Source organism: Enterobacter sp. Lyrl_3, assembly GCF_051948675.1.
Taxonomy (GTDB): Bacteria; Pseudomonadota; Gammaproteobacteria; order Enterobacterales; family Enterobacteriaceae; genus Enterobacter; species Enterobacter cloacae.
In genome coordinates, this window is the sequence record NZ_JAYJLI010000008.1 from 20640 (window position 1) to 39058 (window position 18419).

At 54.9% G+C, this 18419-nt stretch carries 17 protein-coding genes; 9 read left to right on the plus strand and 8 right to left on the minus strand.

The features are described 5' to 3' along the window. Positions 1 to 29: 29 nt before the first annotated feature. Both kduD and araE read left to right on the plus strand, forming a co-directional pair. Positions 30 to 791, plus strand: a complete 762-nt coding sequence (gene kduD, locus VF709_RS15410) for a 2-dehydro-3-deoxy-D-gluconate 5-dehydrogenase KduD (protein ID WP_013098575.1) — start codon at positions 30 to 32, stop codon at positions 789 to 791. A 294-nt stretch (positions 792 to 1085) separates the two neighbouring features. Further along, positions 1086 to 2519, plus strand: coding sequence for an arabinose-proton symporter AraE (gene araE / locus VF709_RS15415; RefSeq protein ID WP_286012102.1), 1434 nt, complete (start codon positions 1086 to 1088; stop codon positions 2517 to 2519). Positions 2520 to 2588: 69 nt separating this feature from the next. Here araE and VF709_RS15420 read toward each other — a convergent pair whose 3' ends face one another. The 4 genes from VF709_RS15420 to VF709_RS15435 are packed head-to-tail and all read right to left on the minus strand — an operon-like array spanning position 2589 to position 6811. Then, positions 2589 to 3875: an ABC transporter substrate-binding protein gene (locus VF709_RS15420; protein ID WP_029883169.1), complete on the minus strand. Its 1287-nt coding sequence runs from the start codon at positions 3873 to 3875 to the stop codon at positions 2589 to 2591. Between the two features lie 13 nt (positions 3876 to 3888). Beyond that, positions 3889 to 5013 carry an ABC transporter ATP-binding protein gene (locus VF709_RS15425; RefSeq protein ID WP_058679598.1) on the minus strand — a complete coding sequence of 375 codons (1125 nt, stop codon included), beginning with the start codon at positions 5011 to 5013 and terminating at the stop codon, positions 3889 to 3891. Between the two features lie 12 nt (positions 5014 to 5025). After that, entirely contained in the window at positions 5026 to 5928 is a 903-nt protein-coding gene (locus VF709_RS15430) for a carbohydrate ABC transporter permease (protein WP_023620436.1), read from the minus strand. Then, positions 5921 to 6811 (minus strand): carbohydrate ABC transporter permease, encoded by an 891-nt coding sequence (locus tag VF709_RS15435; RefSeq protein WP_013098570.1) that lies wholly within the window; start codon positions 6809 to 6811, stop codon positions 5921 to 5923. Before VF709_RS15435 ends, VF709_RS15430 begins: the two co-directional genes overlap by 8 nt. A 408-nt stretch (positions 6812 to 7219) precedes the next feature. Between VF709_RS15435 and wzz(fepE) the strand changes: the two genes are divergently transcribed. Then, positions 7220 to 8344, plus strand: a complete 1125-nt coding sequence (gene wzz(fepE) / locus VF709_RS15440) for an LPS O-antigen length regulator Wzz(fepE) (protein ID WP_013098569.1) — start codon at positions 7220 to 7222, stop codon at positions 8342 to 8344. A 40-nt stretch (positions 8345 to 8384) separates the two neighbouring features. Here wzz(fepE) and VF709_RS15445 read toward each other — a convergent pair whose 3' ends face one another. Next, the gene (locus VF709_RS15445) at positions 8385 to 8708 is read right to left on the minus strand and encodes a cupin domain-containing protein (RefSeq protein ID WP_013098568.1); all 324 of its coding nucleotides are present in this window, start codon (positions 8706 to 8708) and stop codon (positions 8385 to 8387) included. Between the two features lie 135 nt (positions 8709 to 8843). Here VF709_RS15445 and VF709_RS15450 point away from each other — a divergent pair, with 135 nt between their 5' ends. Beyond that, the gene (locus VF709_RS15450; protein WP_013098567.1) at positions 8844 to 9536 is read left to right on the plus strand and encodes an aspartate/glutamate racemase; all 693 of its coding nucleotides are present in this window, start codon (positions 8844 to 8846) and stop codon (positions 9534 to 9536) included. Here VF709_RS15450 and VF709_RS15455 read toward each other — a convergent pair. Beyond that, the gene (locus VF709_RS15455) at positions 9531 to 10457 is read right to left on the minus strand and encodes a LysR family transcriptional regulator (RefSeq protein ID WP_149896968.1); all 927 of its coding nucleotides are present in this window, start codon (positions 10455 to 10457) and stop codon (positions 9531 to 9533) included. The genes VF709_RS15450 and VF709_RS15455 overlap by 6 nt on opposite strands. Before the next feature lie 122 nt (positions 10458 to 10579). On the opposite strand from VF709_RS15455, the gene lysA reads away from it, so the two are divergent. Next, positions 10580 to 11842, plus strand: a complete 1263-nt coding sequence (gene lysA / locus VF709_RS15460; protein WP_149896967.1) for a diaminopimelate decarboxylase — start codon at positions 10580 to 10582, stop codon at positions 11840 to 11842. Here the strand turns inward: lysA and VF709_RS15465 are convergent. Continuing rightward, on the minus strand, positions 11812 to 12849 hold the full coding sequence (locus tag VF709_RS15465; RefSeq protein ID WP_023620433.1) for a LacI family DNA-binding transcriptional regulator: 1038 nt from the start codon (positions 12847 to 12849) through the stop codon (positions 11812 to 11814). The two genes, lysA and VF709_RS15465, sit on opposite strands and share 31 nt — an antisense overlap. 300 nt (positions 12850 to 13149) lie before the next feature. On the opposite strand from VF709_RS15465, the gene VF709_RS15470 reads away from it, so the two are divergent. The 4 genes from VF709_RS15470 to VF709_RS15485 all read left to right on the plus strand — a co-directional run bounded on the left by VF709_RS15470 (position 13150) and on the right by VF709_RS15485 (position 17247). Further along, positions 13150 to 14475, plus strand: coding sequence for a PTS sugar transporter subunit IIC (locus tag VF709_RS15470; protein ID WP_149896966.1), 1326 nt, complete (start codon positions 13150 to 13152; stop codon positions 14473 to 14475). A gap of 7 nt (positions 14476 to 14482) precedes the next feature. Beyond that, positions 14483 to 15910, plus strand: coding sequence for a glycoside hydrolase family 1 protein (locus tag VF709_RS15475; RefSeq protein ID WP_038420523.1), 1428 nt, complete (start codon positions 14483 to 14485; stop codon positions 15908 to 15910). Between the two features lie 90 nt (positions 15911 to 16000). Further along, positions 16001 to 16774: a GntR family transcriptional regulator gene (locus tag VF709_RS15480; protein ID WP_013098561.1), complete on the plus strand. Its 774-nt coding sequence runs from the start codon at positions 16001 to 16003 to the stop codon at positions 16772 to 16774. Further along, entirely contained in the window at positions 16771 to 17247 is a 477-nt protein-coding gene (locus VF709_RS15485) for a GNAT family N-acetyltransferase (RefSeq protein ID WP_038420522.1), read from the plus strand. Before VF709_RS15480 ends, VF709_RS15485 begins: the two co-directional genes overlap by 4 nt. Here the strand turns inward: VF709_RS15485 and galR are convergent. Next, positions 17208 to 18224, minus strand: coding sequence for an HTH-type transcriptional regulator GalR (galR, locus tag VF709_RS15490; RefSeq protein ID WP_013098559.1), 1017 nt, complete (start codon positions 18222 to 18224; stop codon positions 17208 to 17210). The genes VF709_RS15485 and galR overlap by 40 nt on opposite strands. Positions 18225 to 18419 lie beyond the last annotated feature (195 nt).

An 18419-nucleotide genomic window follows, 5' to 3' on the forward strand; every position in this document is an offset into this window, starting at 1 on the left:
GACAGGCATCGAAAGAGTAAGGAACAAACATGATTCTGGATGCATTCTCTCTGCAAGGTAAAGTGGCTGTGGTTTCCGGTTGTGACACCGGTCTGGGCCAGGGCATGGCGTTGGGGCTGGCAGAAGCGGGCTGCGATATCGTGGGCATCAACATCGTCGAGCCTACGGAAACCATCGAGCGCGTGACCGCGCTGGGCCGCCGTTTCCTGAGCCTGACCGCGGATCTGCGTAAAATCGACGCCATTCCTGACCTGCTGGATCGCGCCGTGGCGGAATTCGGTCATATCGATATTCTGGTCAATAATGCTGGGTTGATCCGCCGTGAAGACGCCATTAACTTCAGCGAGCGCGACTGGGACGACGTGATGAACCTGAATATCAAAAGCGTGTTCTTTATGTCTCAGGCGGCGGCGAAACACTTCATCGCTCAGGGGAATGGCGGCAAGATTATCAATATCGCCTCCATGCTCTCCTTCCAGGGGGGCATCCGGGTGCCGTCTTACACCGCGTCAAAAAGCGCAGTGATGGGGGTCACCCGTCTGCTGGCGAACGAATGGGCGAAGCACAATATCAACGTTAACGCCATTGCCCCGGGCTACATGGCGACCAACAACACCCAGCAGCTGCGTGCGGACGAGCAGCGTAGCGCGGAAATCCTTGACCGAATCCCGGCAGGGCGTTGGGGGCTGCCGGACGATCTGAAAGGGCCTGTGGTGTTCCTGGCATCGAAGGCGTCGGACTACATCAACGGTTATACCGTAGCGGTTGATGGCGGCTGGCTGGCGCGTTAATTCGCGCTGACGAAAGAGCCTCTGCCTGCGGGTGGAGGTTTTTTTTGCTCAAAAATTGTCATTATCCATATCGACAAAGATGAAAAATCCATACTAAAAAATCATAAATGACACGCATCACAGTTTTATTACTTAAATATTAATCAATTAGTAAAATATGGCGATATTTCACCGCGAGTTGAAATTGTAATGTCCATCACAGATCGCCATGCCATAGCGAAATAATCCATATCTTCGCGAATTCCGGCCTGACACTTTTCTTCCCTATCTCGTAATTTCACTTAACGAATTTCTCTGTTCAGGCAGGAAACTATGACATCTATAAATGACTCTACCCTCATGCCCGCGGCGCTGCGCGATACTCGCCGCATGAACCAGTTTGTCTCCATTGCGGCGGCAGTGGCTGGCTTGTTATTTGGACTGGATATCGGCGTCATTGCTGGCGCATTACCGTTTATTACCGATCACTTTACGCTGAGCAGTCGCCTGCAGGAGTGGGTGGTGAGCAGCATGATGCTCGGCGCGGCCATCGGCGCGCTATTCAACGGCTGGCTCTCGTTCCGTCTCGGGCGCAAATATAGCCTGATGGTTGGGGCGATCCTGTTTGTGGCAGGTTCCATTGGCTCTGCGTTCGCCACCAACGTGGAAGTGCTGCTGCTCTCCCGCGTCCTGCTGGGCGTGGCGGTCGGGATTGCCTCCTACACTGCGCCGCTGTATCTCTCGGAGATGGCGAGCGAGAACGTGCGCGGCAAGATGATCAGTATGTACCAGCTGATGGTCACGTTGGGTATCGTACTGGCGTTTCTGTCAGATACTTACTTCAGCTACAGCGGTAACTGGCGCGCCATGCTGGGCGTGCTGGCGCTGCCGGCGCTGTTGCTGATTGTACTGGTGATTTTCCTGCCGAACAGCCCGCGCTGGCTGGCGCAGAAAGGTCGTCACGTGGAAGCGGAAGAGGTGCTGCGCATGCTGCGTGATACCTCAGAGAAAGCGCGTGAAGAGCTGAACGAGATCCGCGAAAGCCTGAAGCTGAAGCAGGGCGGCTGGTCGCTGTTTAAAGCCAACCGCAACGTGCGTCGCGCGGTGTTCCTTGGCATGCTGCTGCAGGCGATGCAGCAGTTCACCGGGATGAACATCATCATGTATTACGCGCCGCGTATCTTCAAAATGGCCGGATTCACCACCACTGAACAGCAGATGATTGCAACGCTGGTGGTCGGGCTGACCTTTATGTTTGCCACGTTTATCGCGGTATTTACCGTGGATAAAGCCGGTCGTAAACCGGCGCTGAAGATTGGCTTTAGCGTAATGGCGCTCGGTACGCTGATCCTCGGTTACTGTCTGATGCAGTTTGATAATGGCACCGCCTCGAGCGGTCTCTCCTGGCTCTCTGTCGGGATGACCATGATGTGTATCGCCGGATATGCCATGAGCGCCGCACCGGTGGTGTGGATCCTGTGCTCTGAAATTCAGCCGCTGAAGTGCCGCGACTTTGGCATCACCTGTTCCACCACCACCAACTGGGTGTCGAACATGATCATCGGCGCAACCTTCCTGACGCTGCTGGATGCCATTGGTGCAGCAGGAACGTTCTGGCTCTACACGGTACTGAACGTGGTGTTTATCGGGGTGACCTTCTGGCTGATTCCTGAAACCAAAGGCGTGACGCTGGAGCATATTGAACGCAAGCTGATGAGCGGGGAGAAATTACGTAATATTGGCGTGTAATGTTATTGCCCGGTGGCGCTTCGCTTACCGGGCCTACAATACCTTGTCGGCCCGGTAAGGCGTCGACTTTTAACGCATCGCCCGCTTCAGAATACGCTCAGCCTGACGCTGGAAATCTGCAGCGGTCTCTTCCACCGATTTCTGACCATAGTCGATATACTGCAGCGAGGTGCCGAACTGCGCCACAATCTGCGGATCGTCAAAGTAAGGGGACACGCTGAGTTTTGCAGGCAGCGACTGCGCCAGACGCAGGCCTGCAACCGACGGGTCGTTTTCTTTAATGGTACCGGCTTCAGTCAGGTACTGAACCGCCACTTTGCTCAGCGGTACGCCACGCTCCAGGCCCAGCGTCTCCACGCCCTCTTTACTGTTCAGCAGGAAGTTAATCAGCTTTGCCGCCGCTTCCGGGTTTTTGGTCGATTTACCGATCGACAGCATCTGTGCCGGTTTGAAGAACAGGCCCGCATCCGTGGCACCCGGCAGCATCGGGTAACTGCCCAGCACCAGTTTTGCCGGTGGCTTGAGGTTATCGGAGTATTTATTGATGGTGGAGTTCCACATATAGGTGCCGCCCCATTCCCCCTGGATCCACGGCTTCATCTCATACATGTTGCTCTTGCCAAACGACGCATAGTATTTGGTGTCCGGCATCACATGGCTATCAATCAGTTTTTTGTAGGTCTGGAAGAACTCCACCCATTGCGCCTTGCTGTAGGTGAATTTTTTGGTTTTCTCGTCCACGGCAGGGATGTTGTATTTCTGAACCATGTAAGAATTTAGCAACGCCAGCGTGTCCTGGTGTTCCAGTATGACAGGGTAATACTGCTTGCCGAGCTTGCTTTCGAAGGTTTTACCGGCGGCCATCAGTTCGTCCCAGGTTTTTGGGTAGTCGATGCCCGCTTTTTTCCACGTTTCGTCGTTAAAGTAGAAGACGCGCGCGGTCACGGAAATTGGGATCCCGTTCAGCTTGCCGTTGACCGTTGTGGACTGGAGCTCTTTGGCATCAAACTGGCTTAGATCTATCACGTCTTTCATTTTGTTCAGATCGTAAAAGCCGTCGCCGGTTTTCGAGAAGATCGGCAGCCAGTTCCAGTTGGTTTGCATCACATCCGGCTCTGTGCCGCCTGCAATCTGGGTGGTCAGACGGGAAAGATGGCCGTCCCAGCCGGTGTATTCCGCCTTAACGTTAATGTCCGGGTTCTGTTTATGGAACTCTTCTAACGCTTTCAGCGTCACCTGGTGACGGCCATTACCGCCCCACCAGGACATACGTAAATCGGTAGTTTGCGCCATCGATGGCAAAGCAGTAAGGCCCAGGGTCGCGGAGATTGCTGCGCTTAAAAGCACATTTTTCATTTTTCTTGCTCCATCAGAGAGAGAGGTTCAGTTCAGTTTTTGCGTCAAAAATATGGCACTTATTCATGTCGAAGCGGAAATAGACTTTGCGGTTAAGCCCTTTAGCAATCATCGGCTTAGCCTCTTCCGAAGGGATTCTGGCGGTCAGTTCGTTGTCCGCAACCTTCAGGTACACAAAGAATTCGTGGCCCATGTTCTCCACGCGCACCATTTCGCCGCTGCACCCATCCGGGAAAGGCGAGTCGGAGATCGACACAAATTCCGGACGCACGCCGTAGAACACGTCCTGACCGGCGTAAGCAGCGACTTTTTCCTGCGTTTGCGCATTGAGCGGCATGGTTTCATTGCCGAGGGTGATGTGCAGTTGCCCGGCTTTTTCCACCAACTGGCTTTTACGAATGTTCATCTCCGGTGCACCGATGAAGCCTGCGACGAACATGTTGTTGGGCTTGTGGTAAAGATTATCTGGGGTATCGACCTGCATGATGTGGCCCAGCTTCATTACACAGATACGGTCGCCCATGGTCATCGCTTCGGTCTGGTCATGCGTGACGTAGACGGTGGTGGCCGGTTTACCGGACTGCTTCAGCTGCTTATGCAGATCTGAAATACGAATACGCATCGAGGCACGGAGCTTGGCATCAAGGTTTGACAGCGGTTCGTCAAAGAGAAACACGTCCGGCTTTTTCACAATCGCGCGGCCAACCGCGACGCGCTGGGCCTGTCCACCGGAAAGCTGACGCGGCAGGCGGTCAAGCAGCGACTCCAGCTCCAGGATTTTGGCCGCTTCGTTTACCTGCGACTCAATTTGCTCTTTCGGCAGTTTGCTCAGCTTAAGACCAAAGGCCAGATTTTCGCGCACCGTCATGTGCGGGTAGAGCGCGTAGTTCTGGAACACCATCGCAATGCCGCGCTCCTTCGGTGCGAGGTTGTTCACGATCTTATCGCCGATCCGCACTTCACCGCCGCTGATGGTTTCCAGCCCCGCCAGCATGCGAAGGGTGGTGGACTTGGCACAGCCGGATGGACCGACGATCACCATAAACTCCCCCTCGGCGATCTTCAGGTCGATAGCATGTACGGCTTTGAAGCCGTTGGAGTAAACCTTTTCCAGTTTATTGAAGACAACTTCAGCCATGATATTTCCCTCTTAACCTTTAATTCCGCTGCTGGAGACGCCCTGCACGAAGTAGCGTTGGGCCAGGAAGAACACAATGATGGATGGCAGAATGGAGATGCTCGCCATTGCCAGAATTTCGTTCCACGGCGCACCTTCGGTAACGTCGATGGACATTTTCAGCGCCAGTGCAATCGGGTATTTATCCACGCTGTAGACATAAATCAGCGGCCCGATAAAGTCATTCATTGACCACATGAACTGGAACAGGGCGACGGAGATAATGGCCGGTTTCAGGATCGGCACCACCACGTACCACAGCACCTGAAGGGAGTTACAGCCGTCGATTTGCGCCGCCTCTTCCATGTCACGCGGCACGCCGCGCAGGAACTGGATCAGCATAAAGACGAAGAACCCCTGCGTGGCGAAGGCCAGCGGCAGGTACAGTGGCATGTAGCTGTTCAACATGCCCATTTCACGGAACATCAGGTACTGCGGAATCAACAGCACGGTGCTGGGCAGCAGCATGGTGGTGATGAGCGTGGCGAACCAGAATTTTTTCCACGGGATCTCAAAGCGGGCAAAACCATACGCCACAATGGTGGAGGAGATAATGGTCAGGATCACTTTGGGGATCACGTACTTAAAGGTGTTCAGCATGTAATGGCCGAAGGTGTACTCGGTCCCGGTCTTCCAGCCGTTGATAAACCCGTCCCAGGTGGCATGTGCCGGCCACAGGCTCAGGGTAGTGAAGATCTCGTGGTTCGGCTTGAACGACGCCGAGAACATCCACACCAGCGGGTAGAGCATCAGCAGGCCGACAAACAGCAGGATCGTATAGCGAACGGTGGCGTTGATTTTCTCTCTGCGCTGCGTACGGGCAACCTCGCGTTCGGCGACGCTTCTTGCCGCGGAAAGGTGTTGAATATCAGCCATTTTTGCCTCCTTTATCGGCGGAGTAGAACACCCAGTATTTCGACGACTTAAAGGCGATACCGGCAAAGACGGCCACCACCAGGAACAGGATCCACGCCAGCGCCGCGCCATAACCCATATCGAAATATTTGAACGCCGTGTCGTAGATGTAGAGCGAGAACAGATAGGTCGAGTAGGTTGGCCCGCCGCCGGTAATGACGTACGGCCCGGTAAATTCCTGGAATGCCTGAGTGGTTTGCATGATGAAGTTGAAGAAAATCACCGGCGTAATCAGCGGCACGGTCACTTTCATGAACATTTGCCATCTGGACGCGCCGTCGATCATTGCCGCTTCATACTGTGACTGCGGAACGTTTTGCAGCGCCGCCAGGAAGATGACCATCGCGGAGCCGAACTGCCAGACGCGCAGCAGGGTCACGGACATCAGCGCCAGAGAGGGCTCACCCAGCCAGTTCACCGGGTCGAAGCCAAATACGCCAATAAAGCTGTTCAGCAGACCATCTATCGCAAATAAGGCGCGCCACAACACAGCAATCGCCACGGAACTGCCGAGGATCGACGGAATATAGTAAGCGGTACGGAAAAAGCCGATCCCGCGTAATTTGAAGTTGAGAACAAACGCAATCCCTAATGCAAACGCGAGCTTCAGCGGAATGGTCAAAAATACATACGCGAACGTGACACCCATTGATGTCCAGAAGAGCGTGTCTTCGGTAAACATATAGCGATAGTTTTCGATGCCGTTAAACACCGGTGGGCTCATCAAATCGTAATCCGTAAAACTGAGGAAAAACGATGAGACGAAGGGGAAAGCCGTAAAGAGTATCAACCCAATAATGTAGGGTGATATCCATGCGAGCCCCAGCAGCTTGTTTTCATTCATACAGACCTACCTGGCAATCAGTGGGTGAAATGACGGTATGAGTTTCAGGACATCCGAACCGTAGTTTTCGAATAATAAAACAGTGTTTTATTTTATATTATGGCTATTTTTTCCCGCGTCATTCGCTTAATGATGGAAATGTGATCAGCATCGAAACGCTGTTTCAATAAAGTGAGGAGGGTGGCATTTTGCCGCTATTTCTGGCGATCAAGGCAGGTCTTGCATGTAAGCAGAAAGAAAAGCGGATGATTAATAACAATAATACCGGAAAGGTACTAACTACCAACTTTGATAGCCAGTACACAGATAGATCAATATCGCGTTCAGATTATTCTTACTTTCTTGTATCATCGGACCACTTGAACTCACGAGGCAGAAATTACCTGCACTCTTAACAGAAGAACGTCTATGTCAGCGATGGATTTCAAAAAAAACACGGACCTCGATTTTCCTTCTTATGCCACCCCGGCTGTCAGCACTAAAGAAATCGACCTTTTGGGGCTGTTAGACATCCTGCTTGCCGCCAAAAAACGCATCATCGCAATTGCGTTCGCGTTTGCGCTGGCCGGACTGGCGATTGCCTTTTTACTGCCGCAGAAATGGACCAGTAAAGCGGTGATCACGCCTGCCGAACAGACGCAGTGGAACCCGCTGCGCCAGATGATGGTGGCACTCCAGGTTCTGGATGTGGACGTAAAAGTGTCCCGTGATGAAGTGTTTGGACTGTTTATCAAAAAGTTTCAGTCGCAGTCATTGCTTGAAGAGTATATGAAATCCTCCCCTTACGTTATGTCACAGCTTGAGGGGACAAACGTGGATCCGCTGGAGCTGCATCGTGCGGTGGTCAATATCTCTGAGAAGATGAAAGCGATTGATAACACTCAGGTAAAAGACGCGGATAAAGCGCCTTACGTCTCCTGGACGCTCAGCTTCACCGCCCCCACGGCGGGAGATGCGCAAACCGTTCTGGAAGGGTATATCAAGTATATTGCCGCGATTGTCGAGCAAGAGATCATGCTGAATATCCGTAACCAGCTCGCCCTCAAAACGAAGGTGGTAGAGCAGCAGCTGGACCTGGATCGGGTGCGTCTGACCAATATTCACAACACCAATCTGCAGCGTCTTAACTATTCGCTGGAAGTGGCTAACGCGGCGGGCATTAAGAAACCTGTCTACAGCAACGGACAGGCCGTAAAAGACGATCCGGATTACTCCGTTGCCCTCGGCGCTGACGGTATCGCGCAGAAATTGCAGATCGAGAAAAATCTTAAGGATGTGTCTGAGCTGAATGCAGACTTCCAGAACCGTGAATATTATCTGGCGCAGCTGAAAAAACTCTCCGTTGAAGACGTTAAACTGGAACCCTTCAAATATCAGCTTTCGCCTTCCATGCCGGTGAAAAAAGATGGCCCGGGGAAAGCGCTGATTGTCATGCTGGCGGGGATTCTGGGTGGGCTGTTCGCCTGCGGTAGCGTATTGCTTCGTGAAGCAATGCTTAGCCGTAACCCGCTGCCAGAGCCGGTAGCGGAATAACTGACGCAGAGAAAAAGGGCGCTGAAATCAGCGCCCTTTTTTATTGTAGAAAATCTTCCCGTACGGGGGTAAAGGTATCCAGCAGGGTGCCGGGTTGAAGACACACGCAGCCGTGCATGACGTGTGGCGCTTTGTAGAGCGTATCGCCGGCCCTGACGATATGCTTCTCTTCACCAATGGTGAATTCGAACTCACCGGACAGCACATAGGTTAGCTGTTCATGCGGATGGCTATGCATCGGGCCAATCGCGCCCTGGGCGAAATTCACTTCAACCGCCATCATCTTACCGCTATGGGCCAGGATCCGACGGGTTACGCCGTTACCCAGATCGTCAAGCGTGGTCTCGTTGTGGAAAATAAACATGCTTTCCCTCGTCATAAAATGAAATATTGTTTCATTTAATTTATATCACCTTCTTTTAAAAAGAAACGGCGCGACAAAGAACTGGAAACGCGATCACAAGTTTGCTTCACTGAGATAAACAAAGAAGGAGGGATAATGAAAACAATCGGCCTGCTGGGTGGCATGAGCTGGGAATCGACCATTCCCTACTATCGTTTAATTAATGAAGGGGTGAAGCAGCGCCTCGGGGGACTGCATTCTGCCAGTCTGCTGCTGCACAGCGTGGACTTCCATGAGATTGAAGCGTGCCAGTCGAGCGGTGAATGGGACAAAGCCGGAGAGATACTGGCGCAGGCGGCACTCGGGCTTCAGCGTGCCGGTGCCGAAGGGATTTTGCTCTGTACCAACACGATGCATAAAGTCGCTTCGCACATTGAAGCGCGTTGCCCGCTGCCGTTTTTGCATATTGCGGATGCGACCGGGCGCGCGATTGGCGCGGCGGGGATGCGTCGCGTGGCGCTGCTGGGAACGCGCTACACCATGGAGCAGGATTTTTACCGTGGCCGGTTGAGCAGTGAGTTCGGTATCGAAAGCCTGATCCCGGATGACGCCGACCGGGCGCGCATTAATCAGATTATTTTTGATGAGCTTTGCCTCGGCACCTTCAGTGAGTCTTCCCGGGCGTATTACGTCAGCGTGATTGAACAACTTGCCCGGCAGGGGGCAGAAGGGGTGATCTTCGGCTGTACCGAGATCGGCCTGCTGGTACCGGCTGAGCGAAGCCCGATCCCGGTATTCGACACTGCCGCCATTCACGCCGCTGATGCGGTGGAGTTTATGCTGTCATAACGGATTTTGCAGAGCAGGTAAGCGAAGCGCCACCTCACGCGCATGCTCAATCAAATGCCCGGTAAAGGCATCTACCAGTGCCGACGCCGGGCGATGCAGGGGGCGGATCAGGCTGACGGTAAACGGGACGGAGAGGCTAAACGGGCGAATCACAATCTCGCTCCCGGCATAGTCCAGTGCCGTAAGCGGGTTAACCACGGCTACGCCTACCCCGGCACGTACCATCGCGCATATTGAGGCCGCGCTGTGCGTTTCCACCACCATCCGGCGTTTTACCTGATGTTCGGCAAACAGCGTGTCCAGCAGTTGTCGATAGCTGTCGGTCTGCGACAGGCTAATGTAATTTTCCCCGTGGAAATCAGCGGGGGTCAGCATTGCTTTACTGGCAAGCCGGTGCCCGGCAGGAAGCACGCAAACCTCATCCAGCGTGAGCAGTTCCGTGCGCTCCGTACCTGCAGGGGTGGTGAGGGTTTCGGTTAACCCCAGGTCGTGACGCTGCGCTGAAAGCCACTCTTCCAGCAGCGGAGATTCCTGCGGCACGATAGTGAGACTGACCTCCGGATAGCGGGCCAGAAAAGGCTGCAGCAGCGTCGGTAAAAAGGATTGTGAAAAGACGGGCAGGCAGACAATCGACAGTTCGCCCTGACGAAACTCGCGCAGGCTTTCCGCCGCACTGACAATTCTGTCCAGCCCATACCACGAGCGCTGCACTTCCTCGAACAGACGCAGCCCTTGTACCGTTGGGTGCAGCCGGCCCCGGGTGCGTTCAAACAGTTTCAGTCCCAGCACTTTCTCGAACCGTGCCAGCTCGCGGCTTACCGTAGGCTGCGAGGTGCGCAGCATCTGCGCGGCTTCGGTGAGGTTGCCGGCGGTCATCACGGCGTGAAAAATCTCAATATGGCGTAAGTTGACGGCGGGCATAGGGCACCTGAAAGCGAAGGACTGTCCATATCATTTTTGCATAGACTCGCGATAAAACGATATTTTTTATTCTCTTTCTGCTGTGGCGTAATCATAAAAAAGATGACCACCCGGAGAAGACCATGCCACGCCCGCTTAACCAGACTGACACCGATTTAAATGCCGATAACCTGCTGCGCCTGCCTGCCGAGTTTGGCTGCCCGGTATGGGTCTACGATGCGCAAATCGTTCGCGAGAAGATTGCTGCGCTGCATCAGTTTGACGTGGTGCGTTTTGCCCAGAAGGCGTGCTCCAATATCCATATCCTGCGCCTGATGCGCGAGCAGGGCGTGAAGGTTGACTCCGTGTCGCTGGGGGAAATCGAGCGCGCGCTGGCGGCTGGCTTCGATCCTAAAACCGATCCTGACGCAATTGTCTTTACTGCGGATCTGATCGACGACGCGACGCTTGCCCGCGTGCATGAACTGCAGATCCCGGTTAATGCCGGGTCTGTGGATATGCTGGAACAGCTTGGACAGGTTTCCCCCGGCCACTGCGTCTGGCTACGTGTGAACCCCGGTTTTGGCCATGGTCACAGCCAGAAAACCAACACTGGCGGTGAAAACAGTAAACACGGCATCTGGTATGCCGATATGCCCGCCGCCCTGGAGGTATTACAGCGTTACAACCTGAAGCTGGTGGGCATTCATATGCACATTGGTTCGGGCGTGGATTACGGTCACCTGGAACAGGTGTGCGGCGCGATGGTGCGTCAGGTTATCGACTTTGGGCAGGATCTGGAGGCGATTTCCGCCGGTGGTGGCCTCTCGATTCCTTATCGTGAAGGGGAAGAGGCGATCGATACCGATCACTATTACGGCCTGTGGAGCGCCGCCCGCGACAAAGTTGCCGCGCATGTGGGGCATCCGGTGAAGCTCGAAATTGAACCGGGTCGTTTCCTGGTGGCGGAATCTGGCGTGCTGGTTGCTCAGGTGCGTAGCGTGAAAGAGATGGGATCGCGCCACTTCGTGCTGATTGATGCGGGCTTTAATGACCTGATGCGTCCGTCCATGTATGGCAGCTACCACCATATTTCAGCGCTCGCCGCCGATGGCCGCGATTTAACCGACGCCCCACGTATTAATACGGTTGTCGCAGGCCCGCTGTGTGAATCGGGCGATGTCTTTACCCAGCAGGAAGGGGGTAAAGTAGAAACCCGCGCGCTGCCGGAGGTGAAACCCGGGGATTATCTGGTGCTGCACGATACCGGCGCTTATGGGGCGTCGATGTCTTCTAACTACAATAGCCGCCCGCTGCTGCCGGAAGTGCTGTTTGATAACGGCAAGGCGCGGCTGATCCGTCGCCGCCAGACCATTCAGGAGCTGCTGGCGCTGGAACTCGTCTGAGTAAAATATGGCCCCGTGGTTACCGAGTCGCGTAGTACCAGCGTACCGGTAAACGGCGGGATCGCTTCTACCGGCTGGTTTTTTGCCAGCCGGATCGCCTGGTCGATGGCCGTGACAATCATATTATCTATCGGCAGATAGACCGATGAGAGCGCAGGCTCCAGCCATTTTGCGCTGGGCGCATCGTCAAAGCCAAACAGTGAAATATCCTGCGGGATCTTCAGCCCTGCCTGGTGCAAGGCTTTGGAGGCTCCCAGCGCCATATCATCGTTACAGGCAAACAGGGCGCTAAACGGCACACCGTCGGCAATCAACTCCCTGCACAGTTCATACCCCCGCGTCATGCCCGCATCGCCGTACTTAATCCGCCGCTCATCCAGACGAATGCCGTGCTTTTCCAGCGCTTTACGGTAGCCCATCAGGCGGGCTTTACCGGTAGGGGTGTGGATAGGGACGGTAATACAGGCGATCTCCCGGTGGCCCTGGTTTATCAGGTAATCCACGGCCTTAAAGGCGGCATCCTGCTGTTCGAAGAAGACGCAGCGATCGGGAGCCTGGCTGACTTCCCGGTTGATGACCACCAGCGGGGTTTGCACGGAGTGGATCAACTTCATGATCGCTTTTTCGCTCATGTAGCGCGTGTAGAGCACAATGGCGTCACACTTGCGATCGGCCAGCATCTGTACCGCCTGTTCTTCCTGTTCCGGCGCGTCATGACCATCGGTGACGATCAGCTGCTTCCCGTGCGTTTCGGTCTGCCGGGAGGCCTGCTGAAGGAGGCGGCCAAAGTAAAAGCCATCGAAGGTCGAGACCACCAGACCAATGCTGTTGCTGGTCTGGTTAGCCAGCGAACGTGCGAGAAAATTCGGGCGATACCCCAGCTCTTCCATTGCCGCGAACACCTGCTGACGCGTGCTCTCTTTGACCTGACCTGTGCCGTTCAGCACGCGCGATACCGTGGCTTTTGATACACCTGCGCGCAGTGAGACATCCAGCATTGTTGCCATTAGACATTCCTGATTCCACGTAACGATCTGCAGTTTAACACAGACCATCCGGCGCATAAGCGACGCGGGAAGGGCAAAACGCCCATCACGATCACGCTTTTCAGTAACGATCCAACATAACCGAAGAAATTGCTGCAATTGGTATACCAAAATGGTCATAAATCACGATCTGGAATACCGCTGGTGGTGTTGAGAGCTTAATCACAGAACCATTACCCTCATAAAGCTATTTTTGGTATGCCAATAGTATCCGGCTGTACACCTTATTCAATAAAAGCCCTTTTACTGAGGTAATACCCTATGGCATTGCAGGAAAAACTGATCGACGCTCTGGGCAGTTTCGCCACTAAATTCAACAGTTATCGCTATATCATGGCGATCAAGTCAGCCTTCATTACATTAATGCCGGTCATCATCGTTGGGGCGTTCTCTGTGCTGATCTCCAATATGGTGCTGGATCCGAAAAACGGCCTGGCGAGCTTCTCGTCGCTGTCGTTCCTCGCCGCGCTAAAGCCGATCACCAGCGCGCTGAATTACGCCACGCTGAACTTCCTCAACATTGGCGCGGTATTCCTGATTGGCATTGAGCTGGGGCGCATCAACGGTATCAAATCCCTTTTCCCGGGGCTGCTGGCGGTGATCTGCTTTATTTGCGTGACGCCCACCACCGTGGAGATGCTGGTGGATGGCGAAATGCACGTGGTTAAAGATGTGCTGTTGCGCCAGTTCTCAGATACCCGCAGCCTGTTCCTCGGCATGTTTATCGCCATTCTGTCCGTTGAAATCTACTGCTGGCTGGAGAACCGCCCGGGGCTGAAGATCCGAATGCCGGACACCGTGCCGCCTAACGTGGCCGCGTCGTTCTCCGCGCTGATCCCGGCGATTATTACCACCACTGCCATTGCCACGCTGGGGTTTGTGTTTCATCAGATCACCGGGATGTATCTCTACGACGCGGTGTATCAGGTGGTGCAACAGCCGCTGGAGCGGGTGGTGCAAAGTCTGCCTGGGATCCTGCTGCTGATGTTCGTTGCACAGCTTTTCTGGGTGATTGGTATCCACGGCAACCAGATGATCAAGCCGATCCGCGAGCCGCTGCTGCTGGGGGCGATCACCGTCAACATGAGTGCGTTTGAGCAGGGTAAAGAGGTGCCGAACATCATCACCATGCCGTTCTGGGATGTATATATGAGCATCGGCGGTTCGGGCCTGACTATCGGCCTGCTGATCGCGGTGATGATTGCCACCAAACGCAAGGAGATGAAAGAGATCGCCAAGCTTTCCATCGGCCCGGGGATTTTTAATATCAACGAGCCGGTGATCTTCGGTATGCCAATCATGCTTAACCCGATCCTCGCCATTCCCTTCATTATCACTCCACTGGTGACGGGCTCCATCGGCTACTTCGCCACCGTGACCGGGTTTGCCGGTAAAGCGGTGGTGATGGTGCCGTGGACGACGCCGCCGCTGATCAACGCATGGCTCTCTACGGCAGGTTCGATGGGGGCGGTGATCACCCAGCTAATCTGCATTGTGACGGCGGCGATTATCTATCTGCCGTTTGTGAAAATCGCTTCACGCCGCGCAGAGCAGGCCGCGCTGCAGCAGGCCACTGACAACCCGTGAGGATGCGATGAGCACAAAACAGATAGCCATACCGCAGGATTTTATTCTCGGCGCGGCCGCATCGGCCTGGCAGACCGAAGGCTGGAGCGGTAAAAAGCCGGGGCAGGATTCATGGATCGATCTCTGGTACAAGAATGACCGTCACGTCTGGCACAACGGCTATGGCCCGGCGGTGGCGACCGATTTTATCAACCGTTTTCGCGAGGATGTGGCCCTGATGAAGCAGGCGGGGCTGACGCACTACCGCACCTCGATCAACTGGTCACGCTTTTTAACCGACTACGAAAACGCGACGGTGGATGAAGAGTACGCTGCCTACTACGACGCGCTGTTCGATGAGATGCACCGTCAGGGCATTGAGCCGATGATCTGCCTCGAACATTACGAACTGCCGGGCGTGCTGCTGGATACCTACGGCGGCTGGGCGTCAAAGCATGTGGTTGAGCTGTTTGTCCGCTATGCGGAAAAGGTCTTTGCACGCTACCACGGTAAAGTGACCCGCTGGTTTACCTTCAACGAGCCGATTGTCGTCCAGACCCGCGTCTATCTGGACGCGCTGCGTTGGCCATATGAGCAGAACACCAGCACGTGGATGCAGTGGAATCACCATAAGGTGCTGGCGACGGCAAAGGTGGTGAAGCTGTTTCGCGAGAAAGGCTATCGCGGTTCTGTGGGCTGTATTCTCAACCCGGAGGTGACCTATCCCCGCTCCCGCGGCCCGCATGACCTGCGGGCCGCTGAGATGTATGACCTGTTCTACAACCGTCTCTTCCTCGACCCCCTGGTGCACGGGCGCTATCCCGCAGAGCTTTTTACCCTGCTGGAGCAGCATCAGGTTGAGTGGGAGTACACCGCGAACGAACTGGCGCTGATTGCGGATAACACCGTCGACGAACTGGGGATTAACCTCTACTACCCGCACCGTGTGAAGGCACCTTCCCGCGCCTGGCATCCGGACACGCCATTCCACCCGGCATACTACTACGAGCCGTTTGAACTGCCGGGGCGGCGCATGAACCGCTCCCGCGGCTGGGAGATCTACCCGCGCATTATTTACGACATGGCGATGCGGATTAAAAAAGACTATCGCAATATCGACTGGTTCGTGGCGGAAAGCGGAATGGGAGTGGAAAACGAAGCGCAATTTCGCAATCGCGATGGGATTATCGACGACACTTACCGCATCGATTTCATCAGCGAACACCTCTACTACACGCTGCTGGCGAGGGAGGAGGGGGCGAACTGCCATGGCTATATGCTGTGGGCATTTACCGACAACGTCTCGCCGATGAACGCGTTTAAAAACCGCTACGGGTTGATTGAGATCGATCTGGATAACCAGCGTGCCAGACGAGCAAAAAAATCAGCCTCCTGGTTCCGGCAGCTACGCGATACGCGGAGGCTCACGCTTCAGGTTGATGATGAATGGAAGTAGGCGAAAAGCATGCCGGTTCTGGTAAAATAGCGCACAAACTGGCCGGGAGGACGCCCGGTCTGCGCATTAACTGAAAAAACAGGTGAAAACGTGGATAAGGCTGTCATCCTGCCGGAAAAAAAACAGTACCAGGAAATTGGCGAGGATTTACGGGCGCAGATTATCCAGGGGCACTATCCCGTTGGTTCGCGTCTTCCTCCTGAGCGCAATATTGCCGAGAAGTACGGCGTAAGCCGCACCATCGTGCGCGAGGCCTTACTGATGCTGGAGTTGCAGGGCACGGTGGATATTCGCCAGGGCTCCGGTGTTTATGTGATGCGCATCCCCGAAGAGCATGAAAACGAAGAAGAGCGTTTTCTCAATAGCGACGTGGGGCCGTTTGAGATTTTACAGGCCCGTCAGCTCCTCGAAAGCAATATTGCCGCGTTTGCCGCCAAAATGGCGACCCGTGCAGACATCGACAATCTGCGCCGTATTATCGAGCAGGAGCAACGCGCGATTGCCGCCGACGATAATAGTCAGGACAACAATAAGATGTTCCATCTGGTCCTGGCGGGCGCGACGCAAAATCAGATGCTGCTGGCGACGGTGGAGAGTATCTGGCATCACATGGACAGCAGTCCGCTGTGGCAGCAGTTTAATGGCCACATCGCCAGCCGCGCGTACCGCCTGAAATGGCTGGGTGACCGGCAAACCATCCTGGCCGCGCTGCGCCGCCGTGACGTCATGGGCGCCTGGCAGGCAATGTTCCAGCATCTGGAAAACGTGAAAAAAAGCTTACTTGAACTCTCAGACGAAGACGCGCCGGATTTTGACGGCTATCTCTTTGAATCTGTGCCTATTTTCCAGGGGAAGCTGGTATGACTATTCTGCCGCTCTACGCCGCACCGCAGTATGCGGAGCAGGTGACCGACTGGATCTGGCAGGCCTTTGGCGACGGCCTGCCCCGGGCGTTTTTCCACAGTATTGTTGAGCACAGTCAGACGCCGGGCGCATTACCGCTGACCTTTATTGCCATAGAGAACGAACAGCTTGTGGGCACCGTGGGGCTCTGGCGCTGCGATCTGATCACCCGACAGGATCTTTGCCCCTGGCTGGCAGCCCTGTACGTGGATGACGCGGCGCGAGGCAAGGGGCTGGCGGGGCTGCTGCAAAAGCATGTTATCCACTATGCCGCACAGGCCGGGTATGACACGTTGCATCTCTGGTCTGTCTGCCGTGACTTCTACGAACGTTACGGCTGGCAGTATATCGGCGATGCGCTGGAGTACCCGGATAAAACGGTACATCTCTATCGCTATTCGTCCGGGGCTTCGGCGGGTGCCCCAACAGAGTGACGGCGCACTAACGTTGGACTAAACAGGTGGGTGATTTCCGGTGGCTGACGCTGCTCGGCGAGTGCTAACGCCAGCTCGGCCGCCTGCGTGGCCATGGTGATAATGGGGTAGCGGACGGTGGTCAGGCGAGGGCGCACGTAGCGGGAGACCAGCACATCATCGAAGCCAATAAGGGAAATTTCTCCCGGCACCTCAATCCCGTTGTCATTTAACACCCCCATAGCTCCGGCTGCCATTGAGTCGTTATAGCTGGCGACAGCGGTGAAGTTCCTTCCACGTCCTAACAGCTCTGTCATTGCCTGTTCGCCGCCGCTCTCGTCGGGTTCACCGTAAGCCACCAGCCGGTCATTGCACGGCAGACCGTTTTCGCGCAGGGCATCGTAATACCCCTGCAGGCGATCTTCTGCATCGGAAATGGGGTGGTTTGAGCAGAGATAACCAATGCGGGTGTGACCCTGTTGAATCAGATGGCGGGTGGCAAGCCAGGCACCGTAGCGGTCGTCGAGCGCCACGCAGCGTTTCTCAAACCCGGGAATAATCCGGTTGATGATCACCATGCCGGGGATCTGCTTCATCAGATGAATGAGTTCGGCGTCGGGGATCATTTTGGCATGGACAACCAGCGCCGCGCAGCGGTGGCGGATCAGTTGCTCGATAGCCTGGCGTTCTTTTTGTTCATTGTGATAGCCATTGCCGATCAGCAAAAAATTCCCGGTCTGATAAGAAACCTGCTCAACCGCTTTCACCATGGCGCCGAAAAAGGGGTCAGAGACATCACCCACAACCAGCCCGATGGTTTCGGTTGACTGTTGAGCGAGCGCACGGGCGTTAGCATTAGGATGGTAGTTCAGAGATTCCATGGCGTTTTGCACCGCCTGGCGTGATGCGTCACTGGCTTTTGGGGAGTCGTTGATCACGCGCGACACGGTCGCGACGGAAACACCTGCCAGACGGGCCACATCCTTTATTGTCGCCATTCATTACCTTCTTAGTGGGGGTAAGCGTTTACACGCCAATAAGTGTTGCGGAAAAGCGCCGTGCATTCAAGGGGGGCGCGCTGTCCCTCTCCACAAACGTGACGCAGCACAACCCCGGCGGTGTAATCGTTACACGGCCAGACATGTCGGAATAATGTCAATCTGAACCTTTAGTTACACTTTGCCTCAGGCTGT